Source organism: Ruegeria sp. BHSB058, from assembly GCF_059613285.1.
The window spans coordinates 1-21,903 of sequence record NZ_JBXWSF010000021.1 but is presented as its reverse complement, the minus strand read 5'-3'; the positions used below and the strand labels follow the sequence as shown (position 1 = coordinate 21,903).

26 protein-coding genes and 2 pseudogenes are annotated in these 21,903 nt (G+C 54.7%); 11 read left to right on the top strand and 17 right to left on the bottom strand.

What is annotated here, in order from left to right; translation table 11 throughout:
• Positions 1–111: 111 nt before the first annotated feature.
• Both AC2FNB_RS07775 and pip read right to left on the bottom strand, forming a co-directional pair.
• Positions 112–933, bottom strand: a complete 822-nt coding sequence (locus AC2FNB_RS07775) for an ABC transporter substrate-binding protein (protein WP_496745497.1) — start codon at positions 931–933, stop codon at positions 112–114.
• Positions 930–1,907 carry a prolyl aminopeptidase gene (gene pip, locus AC2FNB_RS07770; RefSeq protein WP_480750116.1) on the bottom strand — a complete coding sequence of 326 codons (978 nt, stop codon included), beginning with the start codon at positions 1,905–1,907 and terminating at the stop codon, positions 930–932. The genes AC2FNB_RS07775 and pip overlap by 4 nt, the downstream gene beginning before the upstream one ends.
• Positions 1,908–1,956: 49 nt before the next feature.
• On the opposite strand from pip, the gene ubiG reads away from it, so the two are divergent.
• Positions 1,957–2,703 (top strand): bifunctional 2-polyprenyl-6-hydroxyphenol methylase/3-demethylubiquinol 3-O-methyltransferase UbiG, encoded by a 747-nt coding sequence (gene ubiG, locus AC2FNB_RS07765; RefSeq protein ID WP_496745495.1) that lies wholly within the window; start codon positions 1,957–1,959, stop codon positions 2,701–2,703.
• A 72-nt stretch (positions 2,704–2,775) separates the two neighbouring features.
• On the opposite strand, the gene AC2FNB_RS07760 is transcribed toward ubiG, so the two are convergent.
• From AC2FNB_RS07760 to AC2FNB_RS07740, 5 genes are read right to left on the bottom strand one after another with little or no spacing between them, the layout of a single operon-like run.
• Positions 2,776–3,513 (bottom strand): hypothetical protein, encoded by a 738-nt coding sequence (locus AC2FNB_RS07760; RefSeq protein ID WP_496745493.1) that lies wholly within the window; start codon positions 3,511–3,513, stop codon positions 2,776–2,778.
• A 40-nt stretch (positions 3,514–3,553) separates the two neighbouring features.
• Positions 3,554–3,994 (bottom strand): MarR family winged helix-turn-helix transcriptional regulator, encoded by a 441-nt coding sequence (locus tag AC2FNB_RS07755; protein WP_496745491.1) that lies wholly within the window; start codon positions 3,992–3,994, stop codon positions 3,554–3,556.
• A 14-nt stretch (positions 3,995–4,008) separates the two neighbouring features.
• Positions 4,009–4,839 carry a carbon-nitrogen hydrolase family protein gene (locus AC2FNB_RS07750; RefSeq protein WP_496745489.1) on the bottom strand — a complete coding sequence of 277 codons (831 nt, stop codon included), beginning with the start codon at positions 4,837–4,839 and terminating at the stop codon, positions 4,009–4,011.
• The gene (gene grxC / locus AC2FNB_RS07745; RefSeq protein ID WP_496745487.1) at positions 4,839–5,096 is read right to left on the bottom strand and encodes a glutaredoxin 3; all 258 of its coding nucleotides are present in this window, start codon (positions 5,094–5,096) and stop codon (positions 4,839–4,841) included. The genes AC2FNB_RS07750 and grxC overlap by 1 nt, the downstream gene beginning before the upstream one ends.
• Positions 5,097–5,133: 37 nt before the next feature.
• The gene (locus AC2FNB_RS07740; protein WP_496745485.1) at positions 5,134–5,862 is read right to left on the bottom strand and encodes a double zinc ribbon domain-containing protein; all 729 of its coding nucleotides are present in this window, start codon (positions 5,860–5,862) and stop codon (positions 5,134–5,136) included.
• 16 nt (positions 5,863–5,878) lie between these two features.
• On the opposite strand from AC2FNB_RS07740, the gene AC2FNB_RS07735 reads away from it, so the two are divergent.
• Together AC2FNB_RS07735 and hemH are read left to right on the top strand one after the other, a co-directional pair.
• Positions 5,879–6,709 carry a methyltransferase domain-containing protein gene (locus AC2FNB_RS07735; protein ID WP_496745484.1) on the top strand — a complete coding sequence of 277 codons (831 nt, stop codon included), beginning with the start codon at positions 5,879–5,881 and terminating at the stop codon, positions 6,707–6,709.
• A 53-nt stretch (positions 6,710–6,762) separates the two neighbouring features.
• Positions 6,763–7,812, top strand: coding sequence for a ferrochelatase (gene hemH, locus AC2FNB_RS07730; protein ID WP_480750123.1), 1,050 nt, complete (start codon positions 6,763–6,765; stop codon positions 7,810–7,812).
• A 74-nt stretch (positions 7,813–7,886) separates the two neighbouring features.
• On the opposite strand, the gene AC2FNB_RS07725 is transcribed toward hemH, so the two are convergent.
• Both AC2FNB_RS07725 and AC2FNB_RS07720 read right to left on the bottom strand, forming a co-directional pair.
• Positions 7,887–8,069 (bottom strand): hypothetical protein, encoded by a 183-nt coding sequence (locus tag AC2FNB_RS07725; RefSeq protein WP_480750124.1) that lies wholly within the window; start codon positions 8,067–8,069, stop codon positions 7,887–7,889.
• Between the two features lie 139 nt (positions 8,070–8,208).
• Positions 8,209–8,808: a L,D-transpeptidase gene (locus AC2FNB_RS07720; RefSeq protein WP_480750125.1), complete on the bottom strand. Its 600-nt coding sequence runs from the start codon at positions 8,806–8,808 to the stop codon at positions 8,209–8,211.
• Positions 8,809–8,977: 169 nt separating this feature from the next.
• Between AC2FNB_RS07720 and dalA the strand changes: the two genes are divergently transcribed.
• Together dalA and AC2FNB_RS07710 are read left to right on the top strand one after the other, a co-directional pair.
• Positions 8,978–9,496 (top strand): divisome-associated lipoprotein DalA, encoded by a 519-nt coding sequence (gene dalA, locus AC2FNB_RS07715; protein ID WP_480750126.1) that lies wholly within the window; start codon positions 8,978–8,980, stop codon positions 9,494–9,496.
• 117 nt (positions 9,497–9,613) lie between these two features.
• A pseudogene (locus tag AC2FNB_RS07710) lies at positions 9,614–9,704 on the top strand (IS6 family transposase); the annotation flags it as partial.
• Between the two features lie 28 nt (positions 9,705–9,732).
• Here AC2FNB_RS07710 and AC2FNB_RS07705 read toward each other — a convergent pair.
• From AC2FNB_RS07705 to fliF, 8 genes and pseudogenes are all read right to left on the bottom strand, one after another.
• A pseudogene (locus AC2FNB_RS07705) lies at positions 9,733–11,119 on the bottom strand (ISKra4 family transposase).
• A 26-nt stretch (positions 11,120–11,145) separates the two neighbouring features.
• The gene (locus tag AC2FNB_RS07700) at positions 11,146–11,292 is read right to left on the bottom strand and encodes a helix-turn-helix domain-containing protein (protein ID WP_480750127.1); all 147 of its coding nucleotides are present in this window, start codon (positions 11,290–11,292) and stop codon (positions 11,146–11,148) included.
• A gap of 9 nt (positions 11,293–11,301) precedes the next feature.
• The gene (locus tag AC2FNB_RS07695; RefSeq protein ID WP_496745480.1) at positions 11,302–11,673 is read right to left on the bottom strand and encodes a recombinase family protein; all 372 of its coding nucleotides are present in this window, start codon (positions 11,671–11,673) and stop codon (positions 11,302–11,304) included.
• Between the two features lie 117 nt (positions 11,674–11,790).
• Complete coding sequence (locus AC2FNB_RS07690; RefSeq protein WP_496745531.1) at positions 11,791–12,414, bottom strand: plasmid pRiA4b ORF-3 family protein; 624 nt, start codon at positions 12,412–12,414, stop codon at positions 11,791–11,793.
• Between the two features lie 326 nt (positions 12,415–12,740).
• Positions 12,741–13,481 (bottom strand): flagellar type III secretion system pore protein FliP, encoded by a 741-nt coding sequence (gene fliP / locus AC2FNB_RS07685; RefSeq protein ID WP_496745478.1) that lies wholly within the window; start codon positions 13,479–13,481, stop codon positions 12,741–12,743.
• Positions 13,478–13,762, bottom strand: a complete 285-nt coding sequence (locus AC2FNB_RS07680) for a FliM/FliN family flagellar motor switch protein (RefSeq protein ID WP_480750130.1) — start codon at positions 13,760–13,762, stop codon at positions 13,478–13,480. Before AC2FNB_RS07680 ends, fliP begins: the two co-directional genes overlap by 4 nt.
• Complete coding sequence (locus tag AC2FNB_RS07675; protein WP_496745476.1) at positions 13,759–14,355, bottom strand: FliH/SctL family protein; 597 nt, start codon at positions 14,353–14,355, stop codon at positions 13,759–13,761. Before AC2FNB_RS07675 ends, AC2FNB_RS07680 begins: the two co-directional genes overlap by 4 nt.
• Positions 14,355–15,944 carry a flagellar basal-body MS-ring/collar protein FliF gene (gene fliF / locus AC2FNB_RS07670; protein ID WP_496745475.1) on the bottom strand — a complete coding sequence of 530 codons (1,590 nt, stop codon included), beginning with the start codon at positions 15,942–15,944 and terminating at the stop codon, positions 14,355–14,357. Before fliF ends, AC2FNB_RS07675 begins: the two co-directional genes overlap by 1 nt.
• Positions 15,945–16,062: 118 nt before the next feature.
• Here fliF and AC2FNB_RS07665 point away from each other — a divergent pair, with 118 nt between their 5' ends.
• From AC2FNB_RS07665 to AC2FNB_RS07640, 6 genes are all read left to right on the top strand, one after another.
• A complete protein-coding gene (locus AC2FNB_RS07665) occupies positions 16,063–16,563 on the top strand; it encodes a flagellar basal body-associated FliL family protein (protein ID WP_480750133.1) in 501 nt (166 codons plus the stop codon).
• A gap of 10 nt (positions 16,564–16,573) precedes the next feature.
• Positions 16,574–17,035, top strand: coding sequence for a hypothetical protein (locus AC2FNB_RS07660; protein ID WP_496745474.1), 462 nt, complete (start codon positions 16,574–16,576; stop codon positions 17,033–17,035).
• A gap of 68 nt (positions 17,036–17,103) precedes the next feature.
• Positions 17,104–17,631 (top strand): MotE family protein, encoded by a 528-nt coding sequence (locus AC2FNB_RS07655; RefSeq protein ID WP_496745530.1) that lies wholly within the window; start codon positions 17,104–17,106, stop codon positions 17,629–17,631.
• A gap of 46 nt (positions 17,632–17,677) precedes the next feature.
• Positions 17,678–18,547, top strand: a complete 870-nt coding sequence (gene motA, locus AC2FNB_RS07650; protein WP_496745472.1) for a flagellar motor stator protein MotA — start codon at positions 17,678–17,680, stop codon at positions 18,545–18,547.
• Positions 18,548–19,065: 518 nt separating this feature from the next.
• Positions 19,066–20,721 carry a hypothetical protein gene (locus tag AC2FNB_RS07645; RefSeq protein ID WP_496745470.1) on the top strand — a complete coding sequence of 552 codons (1,656 nt, stop codon included), beginning with the start codon at positions 19,066–19,068 and terminating at the stop codon, positions 20,719–20,721.
• 213 nt (positions 20,722–20,934) lie between these two features.
• Positions 20,935–21,903, top strand: a 969-nt coding sequence (locus AC2FNB_RS07640; protein ID WP_496745468.1) for a hydantoinase/oxoprolinase N-terminal domain-containing protein, incomplete at its 3' end; no start/stop codon positions are given.

Here is a 21,903-nt window from a genome sequence, read left to right as displayed (position 1 = left end):
AGCCTTTGGCCCGACGCGCCGCTGTTGCAAGGGCATATACGCGCAGGAAAACGAATCCGCAACCCCCGCCTTGATCCAAGCCGAATTAATTGAAGTCAGACAGCCGAAAACCTACATCAGCCACCATCGCTCGGCGATGCGACCGTCGTCGAGGTCGCATCGTGTGCCAATCTGGCGGGGAATACCTACGTTTGGGCCAGCGGCCAGCGCCATATCCCTGTCTGATGGGAAAAAGTGCAAGCTGCGGCGACTGCGCAGACCGTCGGGCAAAGGCGCAGCGGCCACATCAACATACCCGTCCTGCAACGCTTCGGCGCGAACGCGTGGGTCGGAGATCACGATGATCTCGATTGCATCGGCCCATCCGGCACGGCCAGCCTTGTAATGTCCGGCCACCTTGCGCCCCAGAAAATGGCGCCCATCCTGCGCTCGTTCGACCCGGTAGCAACCGGTGCCGTTTGCATCGTGAAGCGGTGAAACACTTTGTCCCACACGTGTGATGGCATGGCGATTATCGGCAAGCACGAAGGGTAGGCCGTGATTGCCCTCGACAAGTTCAAGATGCAGGCGATTCGGGCCCAGAACTTCAACATGACCGAAATTGGCCAGTGTTCCCGACACGTCTTGCGCGTGCAGTGGGGTGCCATCATGGAAGATCACGTCGTCACGCAAATCGAACGTCCAGACCCGAGCCGCCGAATCCGTTTGCCAACCGCTTGCGAGTTCTCCACGCAAGGTCCCGTCTGGTGCGACTTCGGTCAGCGTGTCGAATACGGCGCCTCGGACGATCTGTTCAAGACTGTCATCGCGGGGAACAGCCAGTCGCATAGTGCCGCCTGACTTGGGTAATCCCGCATGAGATACGCCAGTCGCAGCCAGCAGCGCGGCGGCGGCACCCGAGGCAAACAATGCACGGCGGTCGATTCGGGTCATGCCACACCCTCCGCAACGCTATCCATTATGCGGACAAGTTCAGCACTGATGCCCGGTTCGGACAACGCGTGGCCCGCGTTGCGGACCATTCTAAGCTCGGCGTTTGGCCAGGCTTCGCTGAGGTTCCACGCTGAAGTGGGCGGGCAGATCATGTCGTAACGTCCCTGAACGATATGGCCGGGAATATGGGCGATTCGATCCATATTGGCCAGAATCTGACCATCGAATTCCAGAAAACCATTGTTCAGGAAATAGTGATTCTCCAGTCGGGCAAAGGCGCGGGCATAATCCCCGGGGCTTTCACCTGTCACGCCATTGGTATGAATCGAAGCCAGCGCGTTTTCCCAGTTCGACCAGGCGCGGCCATAAAGGATTTCGGTTGCCCGGTCGCCTGAGAACAGACGCTTGTGATAGGCGCTGATAGCGTCGTTCTGTTCATTATCCGACAGAAGTGAAATGAATTTCTGCCAAGGTTCTGGCCAGAACTTGCCTGCACCGCCACCATAGAACCAATCAAGTTCGGATTGGGTCATCAAGAACACGCCGCGCAGAACCAGGCGAGTCACACGCTCGGGATGGGTTTGCGCATAGATCAGAGCCAGAGTCGCCCCCCAGCTGCCACCAAAGGCAATCCAGTTGTCGATATCAAGATCGCGGCGAATTCGTTCGATGTCGGAGACAAGATGCCATGTCGTGTTGTGCTCAACAGCGGCATGAGGACGCGACCGCCCGCACCCCCGTTGGTCAAAGAGAATCACCCGATACACCAAAGGGTCGAAATACCGTCGCATCGCAGGGCTGCACCCCCCGCCTGGGCCTCCATGAAGAATCACGACCGGAATACCGCTGGGATTGCCGCATTGTTCCACGTAGATACGATGCCCGTCGCCAACATCGAGCATTCGCTGGTCAAAGGGTTCAACCGGCGGATAGAGATATTGTACTGCGCGCTTTTGGTCCGGGTACTTGTCCATTATGGGCCTATATAGTCCTTAACGGTAAAAAGAGCATACGGAGACAGGAATGCAAGCGCATCCGAACACGGTTGACCCGTCAGAGATCGCAAAATTCGAGGCAATGGCCGCTGAATGGTGGGACCCCCACGGGAAATTCAAACCTCTGCACATGCTCAACCCCTGTCGGTTGGATTATATCACACAGCAGATCGCGGGCGAGTTTGATCGCGATCTAAAAGCCCTGCGCCCTTTCGAGGGCCTGCGCCTGCTGGATATCGGCTGCGGCGGCGGGTTGCTGAGCGAACCCATGGCGCGTTTGGGGGCCACGGTGGTAGGGGCCGACGCCGCCGAGGGCAACCTGCCCGTCGCGCGCATCCATGCTGAGCGATCAGGGTTGCAGATCGACTATCGCCACACCACAGCCGAGGACATGGTCGCCGCAGGCGAACAGTTCGACGTGGTGCTGAACATGGAGGTGGTCGAACATGTGGCCGACCCCCTTGGCTTTCTGACCGCATCGCAGGATTTGCTGAAACCGGGCGGCTTGCTGATCTGTTCGACCATCAACCGCAACCCGAAATCCTATGCGATGGCCATCTTCGGGGCCGAGGTCGTCATGCGCTGGCTGCCGCGCGGCACCCATGAGTGGAACAAATTCATCACCCCCGATGAGCTGTTCGACTTGCTGCGTCAGGCCGGGCTGGAACCGGTGGATCGCAAGGGGTTCGTATTCAACCCGATCCTATGGAGCTGGTCGATCTCGGACCGGGATTTAGGCGTGAACTATGTGACGGCGAGCGTGAAGCCGGGGTAGGATGGGTTTTCAACCCATCTTGCAAAGGATTTCGATCTTGAGCGATGGGTTAGAAACCCATCCTACGATCTCTTAAAATTCCAGACGCGTCAGTCCAAAAGCAGAGCCAAAACCAGCAGCTGTTAGTTCGCTGCCAAGTGCGTCACTAAGGAAAAAAAACCTGAACATATGGGGATCAATCCAGACTGCCGGACCATTTACCGCTCTGGTGTCCGGCACAAGGCAATCTGCAAGAGAGGCATCTGGCTTAGGCTTAAACACCTCGCGCCCAGGCCATACAGGCTCCACATCGCTCTTTGCTATATCGATAGCATGGCCTTGATTCTGGAAAATCAGAGCATAGGCGACATAATCAAGCGGTGCTTCCGCTTCATAGCCAAAAAGCTGCGTTTCTTGCAGACGTGCTTGACCTAAATCATGATGCTTAAAAATCTCCGCGATATCCGCACGCAACATTGGGTGCCCTGCGCTGAAAACCGGCGGAATAGTGCTAGGCGGTACCTCGCTTAGGTTCCAATATAGTTCACTCGGCACCGCGCCTGGATCGACATGCTCGCCGCGGGAATTTTTTCTATCTCCATCACGATGTTTCTTAGCGATTTCGACATCTTCGTCGCGAAACTTGATCGAAGTGATCTTGTTTCGCATTGGTGCAGTCACAAAACCAATGCTGAGTTCATGTCTTTGGTAAACATCGCTGACCCAGATTGCACTACTCGGTTTTGCAGTCTTGAGGTGAGATCGATTTTGTTGATCTTCGTTAGCGGATGCCGCCGAAGAGGTTGGCGAAGTCACGTTCTCTGAAAGCACACTGGATTTCCGTCGCTTCCTAAACCAACGCATGACCTTCCTACTCCCCCTCCAACTGCAACCGCAAATCCCGCAGTACGGGCAATGTGCTGCGGACTCGCTCCAGCCCCAGCTCTCCGACTACCTGATTGATTAGCGGCGCGATGGAGGAGATCGCCTGATCCCGCGCCCTGCGGCCAGCCGGACTGATCGCCACCATCTTGCGGCGGGCGTCGTCCCAGTCGGGGCGGATGTGGATGTATCCGGCCCATTCCAGCTTGGCCAAAGTGTTGGTCATCGCGCCTCGGGTCACATGGAACGTATTGGCCAGTTGTGCCGGGGTGCGCTCATCCCCGACAAAGGCCAGATGGTTCAGGACCGAGAAGTGCGAAATTTCCATGCCCTTGGGCAGAACGCGGCTGAGCCGGTTCCGCAAAAGTTGGTCTGCGGTCAGAATCTCGCTGAACAGCGCAACCGCCAGGGCATTGGTATCGTCAGGCATAGTTCCAATCTGGATCAGGGGCCGTCGAATGGACGGACGTGAGTCAGAGAAGGCACGCGATGTCGTGCTTCTGTAACAGCATTATCATCCAGATCAAAATAGTGAATGCCGGGTTCGGTACCTGCGTCGATCAGTACCTCGCCCCATGGGGCGACAACCATGCTGTGCCCGTGTGTGACGCGTGTCTTGCCGCGGGTTTTGGGGTGCGTTCCGGTTTGACCCGGTGCGATGACCCAACACCCCGTTTCGATGGCGCGGGCGCGCAACAGCGGCCGCCAATGCGCGGCCCCGGTTACCGGCGAGAACGCCGCCGGCACGGTCAGAATATGTGCTCCGGCTTGGGCAAGAGCGGCATAGAGTTGCGGAAATCGGACGTCGTAGCAGACGGTCATCCCGATCTTTCCGAAATCCGTATCAGCGAGCACCGCTTGAGCACCGGGCCTGTAGTTCGCCGATTCGCGAAAGGTTTCCGATTCGGTCACCTGCACGTCGAACATGTGGATTTTATCGTATCGGGCGATCACCTTGCCCGTAGGGTCGATCAAGAAGGACCTATTGGCAAATCGGCCATCCGGATCGTGCGTCTTGAGTGCCAACGACCCGACTAACAACCATACGTTCAGGTTAGCGGCGTGTTCGCGCAAACCTGTGAGGGTCGTGTCGTCTTCTTCGTGCTGCAGTACCTCACGCTGTCGTGTGGTGCTGGTCGAAACGCAATTGGTGACTTCAGGCGTCAGAATGAAATTTGCGCCCTGTTGTGCCGCCTCCGTCATCATGTCGCGTACCATAACGAGGTTCGCAACAGGATCGTCGGACGAAGTGATTTGCAGCAGGGCAGTTTTCATCAGGCGGCCAAGAGCGGATCGAGCTTGCCTTCACGCTCAAGATCGTAAAGATCATCACAGCCGCCGACATGAGTGCCTTCGATGAAGATCTGCGGCACCGTTCGACGACCGTTTGCCCTCTGGATCATCTCGGATTTTCGATTTGGGTTGGCTAGCACATTGATTTCGGTGAACGAAATCCCTTTTTGATTCAAAAGTCGCTTGGCTGCATGGCAAAAGCCGCAGAGCGGCGAGGTGTAGATTTCAACCGTTTTCATTTCCGTTCCCCAAGGGTTTGGTGCAATCTAGGGGCAATTAGGCAGTCTTGGCAACGCGCGCTAGTACCAACACAGAAATATGATTTGCTCCCGCCTCAACGCAGGCCCTCGCACAGGCGCTCAATGTTGCACCCGATGTCATGACATCATCAACCAGTAACACGTTCCGATCCACCAGTCCGATTTTCCGTTTGGGGTGGGCAGAGATGGCGGATGAAAGGACTTGGGCGCGCTCCGCGCTCGTTTTGCCATCAAGTATTGGGGTTCGCCGTACGCGTATCAGAAGATCGGGGCATACGGGCAACCTTGTTTCCTGACCCAGATACTGAGCTAGTAAGGCGGATTGATTATAGCGGCGCTTCACCAGTCGCGACCAGTGCAACGGAACGGGCGCAATCAGCATGTTTGGCCTCAGGACTTCGCGGCCCGCTCGTGCCATCCAAAGTGCTGCAGGACGCGCGAGTTCCGGCCGGTCGCCATGTTTGAGTGCGAGGATCATTTTCCTTGCTCGGCCCTGATAGAGCAGTGCCGCGCGGCCCTCTGCCCATGGCCGGGGAGCTAGCATGCAGTCGTCGCATTCGATCCGATGACCGTCCGCCTGCCCAGGCAGCGGGACGCCGCAGCTTTCGCAAATGGTCCCGCCGATAAAAGACGTGTCTCGCCAACAGGGACCGCACAGGCCGAAATCCGAGGTGACGAGATCACCGCAACTAAGGCAACGGGGTGGATAAATCAGTTCGATAGCGGTTTGAATTCGGTTCCACATGCGTTAACTGCGCCTCATGAAGATGCCATCGCTCAACGCAACTGCCCTGTTCGACCGCAAGGTCCTGGATGCCCATCGCGCCCGTGCACAGGATGAAGCTCTGTTCCTGCACCGTGCCGCAATCAACGAAGTGCAGGATCGGTTGTCGATGGTTAACAGGACATTTACGCGTCCAGCAGTCGTGACACCGTTTCCGCATCTTTGGCAGAACGTGTTTCCCGGTGCAAAAACGGTTGCCGACCACGAGCTTCTAGAGCTGGAACCCGGATCGCACGATCTTGTTGTTCATGCCATGGCCTTGCACTGGGCCGATGATCCGGTTGGGCAACTGATTCAGTGCAGACGAGCGTTGAAAGCGGACGGTTTATTGCTGGCCATTTGTTTGGGTGGCGACACATTGAAAGAATTGCGCGCAGTCCTGGGGCAGGCAGAAGTCGAAAAGACAGGTGGCCTCAGCCCGCGCATAGCGCCAATGGGGGAAATCCGGGACTTGGGTGCATTGCTACAACGGGCGGGTCTGGCCTTGCCGGTGGCGGACAATTTGGCGCTGACGGCGGAGTACCGGGACATTTGGCACCTAATGAAAGATCTGCGAGCCATGGGCGAATCCAATGTCATGATCGGGCGGTTGAAACACCCGACGCGGCGTGCCGTGTTCGAGCGTGCCGCAACCTTATATGCCGAAAATTTTTCAACGTCGGATGGCAATCTGAATGCGACTTTTGACATGATCTGTCTGACCGGTTGGTCACCCGACGAGAGCCAGCAAAAACCACTGCGACCGGGATCCGCAAAGGCCAGTCTGGCCAAAGCGTTGGGCGCAACCGAGAACAAACTGTCCGATTGACCGACCGGTAATTCCCATTATCTCAAGCCGAAACGAAATTCAGGAAGCTCGATATGTTTGACGCCACCCGACCAACTCACGCTCCGGCGGATCATCCCAAGGTAAAGATGGGTCGTGTCGGGATTCTGTTGGCAAATCTGGGCACACCAGACGATTATTCATACTGGCCGATGCGGCGGTATCTCAACGAGTTTCTATCGGACAAGCGGGTGATCGATTATCCGTCGTGGAAGTGGCAACCTATCCTGCAATGCATCATATTGACCAAACGTCCGTTTAGTTCGGGGGCCGCGTACAAGTCGATCTGGAATAACGACAAAGGCGAAAGCCCATTAATGACGATTACCAAGGATCAGACGGCAAAGCTGCGTGCCTCGATGGAGGTTAGATATGGCGACCGTGTGATGGTGGAATTCTGCATGCGCTATGGAAATCCGTCAACGAAATCCAAGGTACGGGAAATGGTGGCGTCAGGGTGTGACCGTATCCTCTTCTTTCCTCTGTATCCGCAATATGCCGGGGCGACATCGGCGACCGCGAACGATCAGTTCTTTCGGGCTCTTATGGAAGAGGTTTGGCAACCAGCCTGCAGAACCGTTCCGGCATATTTCAGTGAACCAGCCTATATCGACGCTCTGGCGAAATCTGTTGAACGGGCCTATGAGGCGATGGAGGAGAAACCAGAAATACTGGTGTGCTCCTACCATGGTATGCCCGAACGGTATCTTCAGCAAGGCGACCCGTACCATTGCCAATGCGTCAAAACCACGCGACTGTTGAGAGAGCGGCTTGGCTGGTCGGACGATCAACTCGTTTCAACGTTTCAGTCAAGGTTTGGTCCGGAAGAATGGTTGAAACCCTATACTGTCGATCATGTGGCCGACTTGGCGCGTCAGGGAAAAAAGAAAATTGCGGTGATCGCGCCGGCATTTTCTGCGGATTGCATCGAGACGCTGGAAGAGATCAACGAAGAGATTCGCGAAAGCTTTGAGGGGGCAGGCGGAGAAAAGTTTACCTATATTCCGTGCCTCAACGCGGATGATACGCATGTCACGGCGCTGCAAACTGTCATTGAGGCAAATTTGAAGGGTTGGTTGGACTGATCCATCCAGAATCGCGGGAACAAAAAAAGGCGGTGGAATCTCCACCGCCTTTTCTTCAGATGACTTGCGTCGTCTTAGCTTGCAGCAACAGCTGCGCCAACCAGAACCAGCAGGATCAGGGGCAGCAGGATGCCGCTCGACGAGCCCTGTGTCTCTTCGACAACTACAGGTGCTTCAACAACCGGTTCTTCCAGGTTGCCAGCAAATGCGGTCGAAGCAGCAGCAGTCAGAGCAGCAGCGAGAACGAGTTTTTTCATGTTAACCTCCAGTATTCGCGCGATTCTCAAAAAATGAACCACGCACCCAAGACTTACCTCGTGGCTTTTTCTAAGCAGCAAAGCGCGGGGATTGCAAATGCTACTTGCTGGTTCAGCAACTTAGCAGGCGGAAATGTCGTCAAATTAGCAACACCTGCGAACCCACTTTTGCCATGCTGAACAGTTCTTGAATATGTTCGTTGTAAAGCCCGATGCAACCATTCGAGGAGCGGCGCCCAATTTTGCGCGTATCATGCGTTCCATGAATTCTATAATACTTCCAGCTTAGATATAATGCGTGTGTTCCCAAGGGGTTGTCCGGACCCGGCGGGATGTAGTCGGGCCATTCGGGGTTGCGTTTCTTCATTGACGGCGTCGGCGACCAGCTGGGCCCTTCGACCTTGCGTATGACGCTTGTTCGGCCGCGTCGGGTCAACTCGTCGGTTAATGGCACTGAAGAAGGATAGAGTTTGTAAACCGTTTGATCTTCGGACCAGTAGTGCAATGCCCGCGAAACTGTGTCGACCAGAATCGCGCCGTTCTTTGTATTGGAGAAATACGGTTGCCAGCTAAGAGCTCGGAAACCCGAAATATTGCGGCGCACAGGCGTCTCGGGCTCGGGGGCGGGCCGCAGCGGATCTCCCGGAATATATTGCGCGATTGCAGGTGTCGCCAGTAACGAGGCTGCTCCAGTTAGGAAGCAACGCCGAGATGCCAGATTGGGCGCTTTTTTTACCATGGTTCAGGACCTTTTCGAGTTCTTGTCATGGAAATCTTGGGCAGTTTATTGCCAGAAAGCCTCAGTCGCAAATCAAACCGGCATGTTTCGGCCATATTATTCAACAGGGTGTTTGCCCAAGCTCGTTTACCACGCTATTTGCATTCCGATGTAATGAACCGGATTGATCATGGCGCGACTACTTTCTCTTTTGTTGGTGTGTTTCGTGGCGCTCGCCGCCTGTACGGAAACGGTCGAAACCCGGCTGGGTGCCGATGGTAGACCATTGCCGAAACCCTATAAAATTCGGGGAAGCGCGGACAAGTTGCAATTTCGCATGCTTGATTCGGTCAATGCGTTACGGCAGGCTTCGGGATTGCAGCCTGTGCAATTGAATGCGCAACTCAACGCTGCAGCCGAAACCCATGCGCGTGATATGTCGCGACAAAATCGGCCCTGGCATTTTGGGTCGGACGGATCATCGCCGTTGGACAGGGCGATGAGGGTTGGATATACAGGGACATTTCTTGGCGAAGCGATTTCAGAGACCTACGAGACAGAATTGGAAACCCTTGCAGCCTGGATGGACGCTCCTGGCCCGCGTTCGGTGATCATGAACCCCGACGCGACAGAGATGGGGTTCGCATGGCATCAAGAACCAGGCGGCAAGCTTTGGTGGACACTTGAAATGGGGGCGTTGTCACGCTGAAGGTCGTTCGGTTGGTCATGTCCGCGGTTGGACGTAAGTGACATCGATGAGGTCATCGTCGATTAGCTACAAGCGCCACCGGTTTCCATCTCAGATCATTGCGCATGGTTATGACCGCACGTCCGTTTCAATCTGAGCTTGCGGGAAGTTGAAGAGATGCTTCTGCAGCGCGAGATTGACGTGTCTTACGAGACTGTCCGGCTTTGGGTCAGCGAGTACCGCAACGTGCGGGGCAATTACGCCACCAAGTTGCCATCTGCGCTCAGTTTCATGCCCGGATACCATTGCTCGAACTTGGTTCTGAGCGTTCCATCGAGGGTGCGGGCGCGGGTTTGAAGCATCAGGAGGGCGCCGCGTTTTGACAATCGAATTTGCTGGCGTTTGTCGAAGCGTTTTCCGACAACGGTGTTGACGGTGCTTTCAACGAAGCCGGTTGAGACGCGCTCGCCGTAGCGTCGTCGCTCGGCATAGTTCGGGATCATGTGTTTGCTGTTGGTGATGTATGGCTCAAATTCGACGGCTGATTTGCGCAGCGCCTTTATTGCTGGCGTAGTCCGTTTCGACCCTATCCAAATCCATGACCAGATCCTCGATCCCTAGTTTCCCTTCACGCAGGTTCCCGTTCCACAGGAAGCACTTGATCTGGCGAAGCAACCTGGCCAGCTTCTCGGCTTCCTCCTTGTTATGGTGGGCCGGTCCTGTCACGTATTGCTGCATGACGGTGAGGCGCATGGTGATATGGAACCAGTCCAGGATGTGCTCGGATGCCGGAGCCATGTGGCGGTAATGTTGATGACCGTATTTCCACCATCGGTCATGAATGTGACCGGCTGGTTTTCCTGCCAGCCCTGTTCTTTCAGTACCTCGTGCAGCCGCCGCTTGGGATTGGTATCATGGATTTGAACCAGTCCAAGATAGTGGCTCGGGCGGTCCGTAGGGATAGATTTGCCCACGGTGACTTCAAAATGGGATTGGCTTTTGTCACGTGAGCGGACATAGCCACCATCGATACCGACGGTGAAAGGCCCTTCCGGATTGGGAAGCCGCTCCCGCAAAACGGCGCTGGTCTCGATGAAGCTGAACTGCTCTTCGACCATCTCACCTTCCATCCGTGTCGCCACGCGGCCAAGGTGCCTGCGGATCGTGCCCGGGCTGAGCCGCGCATCAATCGGCAAGACATCCTTCAGAATGTCAGCCGTCACGCCGAATGACACCAGAGATGCCCACTTCGTTTCCAGTCAAAGCAGTTCTGGCGCTACATGGTCCGGCAGAAGTTCCGTCAGCGGGTTGAACGTTTTGAAAGCCCTATCATGACATTTGCAGTGATAAAAACGCGGGCTTGGTATGGTGACATCACCAAAGACAGTGCGATATCTGATCTGGTCCCGCGCCTTGGCGCGAAGTTTTCGTCGGCAACGCGGGCAGCAGGACCGCGCCGCACAGGATGTTGCGCATTGCGCGGACACAATTTCCTGCTGCAGTTTCAACATTAGGTTTTTTGCTTTCAGCGATGGAGAGACCAATTTCGCCAATGGTGTCAGAAGCTTTGGTGATCGCGCCAATCTGTTCAGTGTGGGTTGCGTCGTCCGGCGCGGTAAGCGTTACCGTGATTTTGGTGTCCATTTGCCTGTTGTCCTGCCTGCTTGTCGTTATGTGTCTGCATCTCGCGTCTGCATGATCGTCTGTCGGCTGGTCCCCATGTCGCGGGCAATGGCCGAGACCGTTTCGCCCTGCGTGATCCGCGTACGGACCTGCGCCTTGGCTCGCGCCAATCCGGACTGGGTGCGCTCGATCAAAAGATCGCGTTAGAATTGAGCAACCGCATTGATCACGCCCATGGTCAGTTTACCCGCAGAGCTCGTGAGATTGACGCCGCCAAGGGCTAGGCAGTGCACACAGATACCCAGATTTTCCAGCTTGGCAACGGTGGTGCTGACATCGATGGCATCCTGGCCAAGCCGGTCCAGCTTGGTCACAATCAGCACATCGCTCCTCTCCATCTTATCCAGTAGACGGATGAAGCCTTTGCGCCGTGTGATGGCGACAGAACCGGGCACGGTTTTTGTGGCGACACGATGCGGCTGCGCCTTGAAACCTGCCGCCTTGATCTCTTGAAGCTGATTTTCCGGGGTCTGCTCTGTGGTTGAGACTCTCGTGTAAGCAAAGGTTCTGGACATGTCCGCTCATTGTAAAGAAATGGGCGTCCAGGATCATTGGTATGTTCAATAGGTCGTCAAAATAATTTTGGGACATGCCTGAAGCGCCTGTCCGTAATCGCTCCTTTCTGAACACCCCTACCACACCTGTTGGCGCATCAGATCGCGATGATCGCCTGTCCTAAACCGCCTGTTCACCGCAACCCGTGAAAACTTGCCCTCCACCAACCGCTTGCGTGCCGCTATTTGTGCCATTGCAGCTTCCGCATCATCAGACAAGAAATTCGAAACCTGCCTGCCGGGAGCATCTGCCGAAACAACGTCTTCGAGAAAGCCACTCATGATGTCCATGTCCCTCCAGGCATCGTAGTTCTTCGTTTCATCCCGGCGCTCAATATATCCATGCGGCCCGCCGCAATCCTCGGGCGGGCAAACGCCGGAACCGCCAATGCAGGTCGGATTGAACTTTTTTGGGGGTGGGTTAATTGCCCCAACGCGGATCTCGTGTTCCAAGTGATCGCCAATATCGTAGGTGTACGAAAAAAATTCTACCCGCAAACCAAACTCCTGCAATGGCACAGCAGGGTCTGTTGCGTGCAATTCAAACGAGCCGTATCGTACCGCAAGGATATCGAAGGGAAAGAGATGAATGCCCTCCCTGCCCATCGCCACCTGCGGAATGCCATGTAGCTCGCGCAGGGTCGTCGACGTCGCCACCAGCACTCGCCGCCAGATCATTGGGCTGATCCCCAAAAGGCGAATTTTTAACTAGTAGATTTGCGGTGCGGCGGACATCAAAAAACCTTCCCAGCATCAATACCAAAACTCAACTACCCCGCACTTTGGGGTACTCTCCTTGTAGTCGAGGAAAGCACTGCGGACCCGACTGTTTCGGATGTCGAAGCACTTTTGGTGCATTCCAACGCGCCTCCGATACCGGGTCGATGGATGGATTCGGCCTTGGGCGGATCATAGCCGCGACATTTGCCGAACAGCATAAGGGATATTACTTTCGAAGCCTGGTGCCACGGGTTACAAGCCTGCTTTCGTATTCAACCGGCACAGAAGTTACAGAAGGTTCTATGACCTCACAACGTATAGCTACGAACCAATGCTCCGGCGATCAAAGACCATCCATCAGCGATGACAAAAAACGCAAGTTTGAATGGCAGGGCCACTGTCGCCGGCGGAACCATCATCATCCCCATCGACATCAGCACTGCTGCTACCACCAGATCGATGATCAGGAACGGAAGAAAAATGAGAAAGCCGATCTGAAAAGCACGAGCGATTTCAGACAGCATGAACGCAGGAATCAGTGCCGAAACTGGTGCTTCAGGGGACAAAGCAACATCCGCATTTGCTGGCCGGAGAGTAGAGATCGCATAAAATGTTTCAGGGTCGACACGAGATGCCATGAATGTCTTGAAAGGGATCAAAGCCTTTTCAATTGCAGGCTGCACTTCCAGTTCTTCGTTCATCATGGGATGTATTCCGGTAGCCCAGGCTTCGGTGAAGACCGGTTCCATGATGAAATAGGTCAGGAATAACGCGAGGCTGACGATCAACATATTGGGTGGCGATTGTTGCAGACCGATGCCTTGCCTAAGTATGGCTAAGACAGTTATCAAAAAAGGAAAACAGGTAATCATGATTGCCAGACCGGGCGCGATGCTTAGGACTGTGATCAGCAAAATAAGCTGGATGGTTCTGGCCGACAACGACCCGCCTTCGCCCAGAGACAGCGTGACTTCTTGCGCGATCGCCAGTTGTGGCAGCAGAATAAGGCATACCGCCAGTGTCGCAAACCGGATCGCCATTCGCTTCATCCCAGACCGTTCCGGAACTCGGCAATTTCAGTCAACCTAACAGCCAACTGACCAGAGTTTTCACCATCCAGCTCCTCCAGTTGCCCACGGGCAACCAATCGGTCTCCGACATAGAGTTCCACAGGGTCCTCCACTCGTTTGTCCAGTGTCAGAACTGCGTTTTCCCCCAGATTGAGTAACTCTCGAATGGCTGGGCGTGCGCGGCCGACCGAGACGGTAATTTCGATGGGAACTGAATCAAACGGGGTCTGGGCATCTGTGGTTTTGCTGTCTTCGATCATTTTTTTGAAAACTCTTTTGCCTGGTGAAGAAAGGCGGTGAGGGCGTCGTCTATCGATGCCATGAGTGAATTGAAATCCAGTTCCCGTTCGGAGGTGCCGATGGATAATTGTGCTTGCCCAGGCAGAAGTCTGGCGTCTTCGATCACCTCTACAGGCATTTGGAATTCGTGATCCAAAAGCGATGAGAGGCTGTAGCTGACGCCTTCGGGCACGACAACTTGAACAGGTTGAGCGATTTCTGCGCGCGCTATGTCTCGAAGCTGATCTGCGATATGATGAACGAGCCCCTTATCAATGGTTTGTGGAAGAACCAATGTCATCAGAGTTTGGAACATCGGTTCCAGTGACACGGTCATCTGAGTGAGAGCTTCTTGATAAGTAAAGGACAAGTCTTCGAGTGAATGAATCAGCTCGGCATTCAATTGAGCTTTGTCGTCTGACTGCGCCTTGATCGCATCTTCCCAGCCTGCGCTATAGCCACGTTCAAAAGCTTCCAGCCGCTGTTCCTCCAAGGCTTCGTCGGGCAGAACGTGCAACTCCGTTCCGATTATTTGGTGAGAGTCGAAATGCTCCAGTAGATGCGCGATGGACATCAGGCGTTTTCCTCATTCTCTTCTAACCAACTGCGCAGGATTTCGACTGTTTCTTCTTGTTTGTTTCCGATCATCGCACGCAGGCGCTCTACGGCGTCCGCAGGATTTTGGCCGGCGATGGCGGGAACTTGCCTTGCGTCGGCATTTTGGCCTGCGAGAGCCGCGACAGGATAGTTGCCGTCCTCAATCTCGCCGGTCAGCAACCGACTATCCGCATCCGATTGCGGTGGCGTCAATAAAGCTGCCGATGAGGCTTGTTTTCTAAAAATGGGTCGTACGACGAACAGACCAAGAAATAAGATGACTAGAACCAATGTCGCTAATTGAATCAGAGACATGATGTCGAAACTCACCTGATGCCAGAAGGAAGGCGCTGCAAGTGTCCCGGTCGGTTCAACGGCGGGCATATCCAATGATTTCAGTGTGATTACATCACCCCTTTCAGCATCAAATCCGACGGCCGAAGCAACAAGCTCCTTAAGCGCGTCAAGTTCTGCTTCGGGCAGCGGCTCGAAAGTCACAGCGCCGGATGTGTCGACAGATCTGGTTCCATTGACTAGAACGGCGACAGTCAGGCGTTTGACGGCACCTGGAACGCGCAGAATTTCGAGTTCGGTTTCCGATACCTCGTAGTTCACCCGCTCTCGTGTCTGGCTGGCTGTCGAGTTCGATTGGTCCCCTTCTGCAGCATCTCCGTCCGGAAGGTTCGAAGCGACCGTCACCTCCGAAGATTGGTTGCGCGAAGTGTCAGAACGCTCCTCAACATCGGTACTGATGGCGACCTTTCCATTCGGGTCGAACCGGCGCTCGCGGATGGACTCGGTTTGTGTCACCGCGTCTACACTAACCTCGACCACTGCATTGCCACTGCCAACACGCGCTTCGACCAGCCTCAGTATTTTTTCACGGAGTTGTCGCGCACGATCGTCCGAGGCGACAGTTGGTGAAGCGTCCTCCTGGGTTCCTATGATTGTGCCGTTGGCGTCAATTACGGTGACATTGTCCACCGAAAGCCCGCTGACGGCAGACGATACGAGGAATTTGATCGCCTTTGCTTGCTCTGTCGAAATCTGGGTTCCTGCGGGCAGCACAGATACCGAGGCGGTCGGTTTGATCTCGCGCTGGAAAGGGTTTGCGATCCCGTTTGCGATATGCACACGCGACTGTCTGATATGAGGGCTTGCGATGATTGTACGGGCCAGTTCTCCCTCTTTCGCGCGCCAATAGGCTGCGTCGAACATCTGTGATGTCGTGCCGAAACCAGTTAGCGAATCAAGCAATTCGTACCCTTTACCACCGTTGGTAGGTAGACCATCGCTGGCCAGGGTCATTCGCAATTCGTCGCGTTGTGCGTTGGGGACATAAATCGAACCACCGCGGATCTCATAAGGTATGTTTCGCTGATCCAGCGCGCGAACAACTTCGCCGGCTGCGCCTGTTTCTAACCCAGCGTAGAGCAGAGCCATCGGCGGTGTGGCTGCGATTCGTGCAATCGCTACGATGCCCAAAAAAATGCCCAAAACGGCTGCAATGACCGCAATTTGCTTTCTTTTGTCTAAACCTGTCCAGACAGTTTTTACCGGCTGCACACTCACCTCCGTTCCGCCGACTTTCTGTTCAGCGCAGCATCTGTTTGGACGATTGACCTTAACAATCGGTTAGTCCCTCACCGGTTAAGAGTCTGGTACGCAGACCGAGAGGACCGTCATGAGCGATGTGACCGCAAAACAGCGTGATACAACAAAACCAAAGGGAAAGTTGGGCCTCGTTTTGGCCGGTAGTCTCGCGTTGACAGGTGCGGCAACGGGCTACTTCATCACGTCATCCGGGTTGTTGAATAGTAGCGGGATTACGGCAAAAGGGGTTGAGAACGCGGGCGATGCCGGTACGGAACTCTCGGCTATACCGGAGATCGGATACATTGATCTACACCCAATTGTCATCTCGGTCGAGACGGGAGGAGATACCAGGCACCTTCGGTTTCATGCCCAGTTGGAGGTAGACGAGGCCTATCTGGCAGATGTGGAAAAACTCCGCCCGCGTATCCTTGACCTGCTCAACGGTTATCTGCGAGCTATCGAGCTTTCTGATCTTCAAAACCCGCTGGCCTTGACGCGGCTGCGTGGACACATGCTGCGCCGGATTAATATCGTCGTGGGTGATGGACGTGTCCGGGACGTGCTGATCATGGAACTCGTTTTGACTTAGGAGACCGAATTTGGAACTTATTGCGGATATCTTGATGGTCGCCGGTGCTCTGGGTGCCGGTTTGTACTGTTTCATTCTGGCCCGGCGCCTTAAACGTTTCAACGATCTGGAAAAGGGCGTTGGAGGTGCGGTTGCTGTCTTGTCATCTCAGGTAGACGAGTTGAATAAATCACTGGTTTCCGCGCGATCAGTTTCGGATCAGTCGAACTCAACGCTCCAAGATCTTACCGGTCGCGCCGAGGCAGTGGCGCAAAGATTGGAATTAATCATGGCGTCGATGCACGATATAGCTCCTGACGCCAAGGCCCCGGAACCTCGAGACGATAGGCGCGAACTCACGCCATCAGTTATTCCCGAGGGTGATAAGCAAGACGGTCGGAATGAGGTGCCGATCACTCACGAAGTTGGACCGTCGCCGGTCGGGCTAATGTTTCTTCGTCATGGGCGTACGATGGGCGGAACGGCACCATGAGATCGGTAGTGCCGCACAACGAATCCACTAACGGTCGAGGGGGCGCTCTTCTTCTGATTTCTGTGCTGATGATAGGCTCGGCCATCATTCGATTTGCAATGGAAGCTGGGCCTGCTCTCGCTAGGGAAATATCTGAGCAGACGGAAACCCCCGAATTGTCCGTAAACTCGGAGAATGAGACAGGCGACGAGGAGTTACGTCTGCTTCTTCGGGAATTCTCGAGACGTGAAACTGAACTTGAGAGGCGAGAGCGCACCTATCAGGATCGGATGAAAGCGCTCGAGATTGCAGATAAGGCAATTGAAAAGCGGCTTGAAGCACTGATCGAGGCAGAAGAAAAACTAAAGCAAACACTAGCTTTTGCGGAATCTGCATCCGAAAACGATCTGACCCGGCTTACGAGTGTCTATGAAAACATGAAGCCGAAAGAGGCCGCTGCGCTTTTCGAAGAGATGGACCCAACTTTTGCTGCCGGTTTTTTGGCACGAATGGCCCCAGAAAACGCTGCAGGGGTGATGGCCGGCCTCAGCCCTCAAGCTGCCTATACTATCAGTGTCGTTTTAGCCGGGAGAAACGCGGCTGTGCCAAAAGAATAACAGGCAGGTCGACGATGTTGTCAAGCGTTTTCAAGGGAGTATGGACGTGATTGGAATCATCGGAATTGCCGTGATTTTTGCGATGGTTTTTGGTGGCTACCTAGCTGCCGGTGGGAAAATGGCCATCATACTGAAATCGTTGCCATTTGAAATAATGATGATCGGAGGCGCCGCGGTCGGGGCATTCCTGATCGGCAACGACATGAGCGCAGTCAAGTACACGGTCAGGGATATCGGAAAGGTCTTCAAGGGACCGAAGTGGAAGCCGCAGGACTATAGCGATCTTTTGTGCTTGCTGTTTTCGCTTATCCGAATTGCCCGCAGCAACCCGGTCGAATTGGAGCAACATATCGAGGACCCTGAAAACTCAAGTTTATTTTCGAGCTATCCCAAAATACAGGCCGACCGCGAAGCCGTGGAGTTGATCTGCGACACACTACGGTCGGCGTCGATGAATTACGATGATCCGCACCAAGTAGAAGAAGTGCTGGAGAAACGGATGGAAGCCAGCTTTCATCATGCCATGCATTCCAGTCATGCGTTGCAAACTGTGGCAGATGGATTGCCCGCTTTGGGTATCGTTGCAGCGGTGCTTGGCGTGATCAAGACGATGGGATCAATCGACCAACCACCAGAAATTCTGGGAAAACTCATAGGTGGCGCATTGGTTGGCACTTTTCTGGGTGTGTTCTTGGCCTATGGGCTGGTCGGGCCTTTTGCAGGAAAACTGAAGGCCGTCGTCGAAGAAGACAACCATTTCTACCAGTTGATCAAAGAGGTGCTCGTTGCAAATCTGCACAATCATACCGCCGCCATGTGCATTGAAGTTGGTCGTCAGAATACGCCGACCCACAACCGGCCCGGGTTTTCCGACCTGGAAGAGGCGCTCAAGGAACTCAAAAAGACGGCGGCATGATGAGAGGACTGTTGTGTTTCGTAGCGTTGGTTTTGCTTTCCTCTGCGGCGTTTTCTGAACCCGTCACCGTGAAATCAGGTGAACACGGTGCATATACTAGATTGGTGGCTACAGTGCCCGCGGGAACGGAGTGGAGACTGGACCAGCAGGGGCATGTGGCAAGATTAACTGTTGAACTTGACACTGTGACTTTTGATCTGAGCGGGGTTTTCAAACGCATTTCCCGCACACGCCTGACTGAACTGAAACAGGAAAAACCGGGCAAGCCGTTGGAATTGGAATTAGGATGCAAATGTGTCGTGAATTCTTTTCTACATGCCGAAACAATGATCGTGATGGACATCGCGCCGGGAGATGCCGATAGACAAACCACCTCCGTTCTACCGCAAAAGCCGTCTGTATTGGCCGTTGCAAGCATGTTTGGTGAAGAGGAACTCCTTGGAAACACCGTACCACCGTTGTCTTTTCCGCTACTCAAAAAAGAAGCGATTCAGCTGAGATCCGGATCGGAAACAGCCGTGGCATCCAGGCTGATACGAGCGGCCGACCAGCAGGTTCTCGACCTTAATCTTGCCGACATAGGCCCGCGCAACACCATCGCCGCGGCTATCGGACAAGGCTTGTTGGTGGATTCTACTCTGTCCAATATATCGATCTCCACAGCGTTGGATCTCGAGTTGGACGCGATATCAACGGAGCAACGCTCGATAGCGCAACACCAGAACTGCGTTGACGACATTGAGTTCGGATTTGAACAATGGAGCGATGGGGCGCCATATGCCGATCAAATTGCGAATTCACGGTCGCGCCTCTATTCAGAGTTTGACCGGGTAAACTCGGAGCAAGCGCTGCAGCTTGCCCGCATCTACGCTTATTTTGGCTTTGGGGCCGAAGCCGAGCAGGTATTGCAGCTGGCCAGTACCGAAATTTCAGATCACCGGTTTGTCACCGCAGTGGCTTTTTTGACTGAGGGCAAATCGCTGGAACCGCCACATCCATTTACTAACCAACAAGGGTGCGACACAGGAGTAGCGTTGTGGGGGTTACTGGCCGATGGATTCCTGGCAAGTGATGCCAGACTTCCCGCAATTGAATTGGCATTTGCCCGATTGCCGCATCACTTGCGCAACCTCTTCGCGGATGACGTGGCCAGAATTTTCGCCGAAGCAGGCAAGGTTGAAGCGGCTCGGCGCGTCCTGACGTTGATTGAAGGACAGGGATTGTCAGGCGGCGCGGAACTGAACTTGGCCAAGGGCGAGATGGCGCGTGTGGAGAGGGATCTCCATAAGGAGGAAGCTTTCTTGTCAGCTGCCGCTACAACGGAGCGCCAGGTTGATGTCGCTCCGGTCGCACTGATCAAACTAATTCAGAAACGGTGGGCTGAACGTAGCGCCGCGACCGAGCAGGATGTCGAGTTGGCGGCCTCCTTTGCACTGCAATACCGCCAGTCTGAACTTGGTCAGAAACTGGCGTTGACGCATATTCTGGCGTTGGCTTTGAACAATCAGTTTGACCAATCATTTGCCAAGTTGCCAAATATCGTTGGGGGAAAGGGTGAATCTGAAGACGTGCGAACGCTTGATCAAGTTGTGACCTTGCTGGTCGAACGCGCCGAAGACTTGACTTTTTTGCGCCACGTACTGAGGTTGTCCACCGATCAGATCGGCGTGTTGTCCAGTCAAACGGTCTCCGATATTGCCGAACGGCTGACAGACATGGGATTTGCCCACGCGGCCGTCCCTTTTGCCAAGTATCTCGGGCAAGGGCGAGAACCTTCGAAACACTCGACTACACTGGCGCGAGTATCCCAGGGAATTGGACAGCCGCACAGATCGTTGTTGGAGTTGGACGGTGAAGAAGGTGAAGCTGCAGACTGGTTGCGGGTTCGTGCCTATTCGGACGTCGGAGATGCCGATCGGGCGGTTGAAATCCTGAGGCGACTTGGCGATACCGAAGCGATGGCACGCCTGCTTTGGCTGTCCGAGGATTGGACACAGGCACAAGATTTGGACGCAGAGAAATACTCCAGACTGGCGGAAATGGCCGCAAAACTGGGGAGTGCGGAACCGTCTTCTGATGAACCACCATTGGCGAGTGCAAGAACTATGTTGAAGGCGAGTCAACAAGAACGCGCGGACATCGCTGATATGCTGAATGCTCTGGAAAAAAACTAGTCTATTGAGTGTCCGACTCGCCGCAAATGCAAGTCGCTAACTGAACAACCTGTCGCCTTTGGAACAGAAAGTGCGCTGACCCGGTGCAACCGTTTTACCATGACCGGGATCATTCCAAAGCCAATTCACCGTCGGGCGACAGGTACGGATCTTGTCGCGATATGAGCGAATGAAACCTTCGCTTTTCTTGATACGCGACAGACGGAATACACAATGACGGGAAAATCTGTGCTGCGGCTGGCCGTGGACATTGGTGGAACCTTCACCGATACGGTGCTGGTTCAGGGGACCGATCACATCCTTGCCTCGGCTAAAACGCTGACAACCCATACCAACCCAGCCCAAGGAGCGATGCAGGGTGTGCAGCGGGTTTTAACCTTGGCTGGGCGTCAGCCGGTAGAGGTGAAAGGGTTCATTCATGGAACCACTTTGGCGACAAACGCCCTGATTGAAAAACGGGGTGCACGGGTTGTAACGGTAACCACCCAAGGGTTTCGCGATATTCTGGAAATCGCCTATGAACGGCGGTACGCACAATATGACATCAACCTTGAAAAACCTGATCTTCTGGTTCCGCGCGAACGCGCCTTGACGATACAGGAGCGCACGTCTGCAGATGGTGGCGTTCTGGTTCCGCTCAAGGCGCATGCGATCGACGCATTGGCTGAGCAAATTGAAGCATCAGGTGCCCAGGCGGTGGCAATCTGTCTTTTGCACTCCTATGCCAATCCAAGTCATGAACGAAGGTTGCGCGATGCTTTGCAACAAAAGCTCCCGCACTTGGCGGTGTCGCTGTCAAGTGATGTCAGCCCAGAGGCGCGAGAGTTTGATCGGCTCTGCACGACGGTTGCCAACGCGTTTATCCTGCCACTAATGCGGACGTACCTGGACGAGTTCGCCAAGAGTTTTGCCTCAGAAGGGATTGTTTGCCCGATATTGATGATGACAGCTGGCGGTGGCATGTGCTCGCTCGACAGCGCCAGAAGGTTTCCAATCCGCCTGGTGGAATCCGGTCCCGCGGGGGGCGCAATTCTCGCAGCCCGAATTGCGGCGCAAGCCGGGTTGGACCGGGTCGTATCGTTCGACATGGGAGGCACCACCGCGAAACTTTGTTTGATCGACGAGGCCCGGCCCCAGACTGCTCGTCAGTTCGAAATCGCGCGGGCGGCCCGGTTCGTCAAA

What these genes read in the sequence shown, in the direction of transcription:
- AC2FNB_RS07675 (WP_496745476.1), bottom strand. Translation starts at nt 14,355, where the DNA reads ATGTCCATCGCGCATCTACTGGAGCATTTCGACTCTCACCAAATAATC.
- AC2FNB_RS07680 (WP_480750130.1), bottom strand. Translation starts at nt 13,762, where the DNA reads ATGATCGAAGACAGCAAAACCACAGATGCCCAGACCCCGTTTGATTCA.
- AC2FNB_RS07755 (WP_496745491.1), bottom strand. Translation starts at nt 3,994, where the DNA reads ATGCCTGACGATACCAATGCCCTGGCGGTTGCGCTGTTCAGCGAGATT.
- AC2FNB_RS07695 (WP_496745480.1), bottom strand. Translation starts at nt 11,673, where the DNA reads ATGTCCAGAACCTTTGCTTACACGAGAGTCTCAACCACAGAGCAGACC.
- pip (WP_480750116.1), bottom strand. Translation starts at nt 1,907, where the DNA reads ATGGACAAGTACCCGGACCAAAAGCGCGCAGTACAATATCTCTATCCG.
- grxC (WP_496745487.1), bottom strand. Translation starts at nt 5,096, where the DNA reads ATGAAAACGGTTGAAATCTACACCTCGCCGCTCTGCGGCTTTTGCCAT.
- AC2FNB_RS07740 (WP_496745485.1), bottom strand. Translation starts at nt 5,862, where the DNA reads ATGTGGAACCGAATTCAAACCGCTATCGAACTGATTTATCCACCCCGT.
- fliP (WP_496745478.1), bottom strand. Translation starts at nt 13,481, where the DNA reads ATGAAGCGAATGGCGATCCGGTTTGCGACACTGGCGGTATGCCTTATT.
- AC2FNB_RS07725 (WP_480750124.1), bottom strand. Translation starts at nt 8,069, where the DNA reads ATGAAAAAACTCGTTCTCGCTGCTGCTCTGACTGCTGCTGCTTCGACC.
- AC2FNB_RS07665 (WP_480750133.1), top strand. Translation starts at nt 16,063, where the DNA reads ATGAGCGATGTGACCGCAAAACAGCGTGATACAACAAAACCAAAGGGA.
- AC2FNB_RS07775 (WP_496745497.1), bottom strand. Translation starts at nt 933, where the DNA reads ATGACCCGAATCGACCGCCGTGCATTGTTTGCCTCGGGTGCCGCCGCC.
- AC2FNB_RS07735 (WP_496745484.1), top strand. Translation starts at nt 5,879, where the DNA reads ATGAAGATGCCATCGCTCAACGCAACTGCCCTGTTCGACCGCAAGGTC.
- hemH (WP_480750123.1), top strand. Translation starts at nt 6,763, where the DNA reads ATGTTTGACGCCACCCGACCAACTCACGCTCCGGCGGATCATCCCAAG.
- AC2FNB_RS07750 (WP_496745489.1), bottom strand. Translation starts at nt 4,839, where the DNA reads ATGAAAACTGCCCTGCTGCAAATCACTTCGTCCGACGATCCTGTTGCG.
- ubiG (WP_496745495.1), top strand. Translation starts at nt 1,957, where the DNA reads ATGCAAGCGCATCCGAACACGGTTGACCCGTCAGAGATCGCAAAATTC.
- AC2FNB_RS07655 (WP_496745530.1), top strand. Translation starts at nt 17,104, where the DNA reads ATGATAGGCTCGGCCATCATTCGATTTGCAATGGAAGCTGGGCCTGCT.
- dalA (WP_480750126.1), top strand. Translation starts at nt 8,978, where the DNA reads ATGGCGCGACTACTTTCTCTTTTGTTGGTGTGTTTCGTGGCGCTCGCC.
- AC2FNB_RS07720 (WP_480750125.1), bottom strand. Translation starts at nt 8,808, where the DNA reads ATGGTAAAAAAAGCGCCCAATCTGGCATCTCGGCGTTGCTTCCTAACT.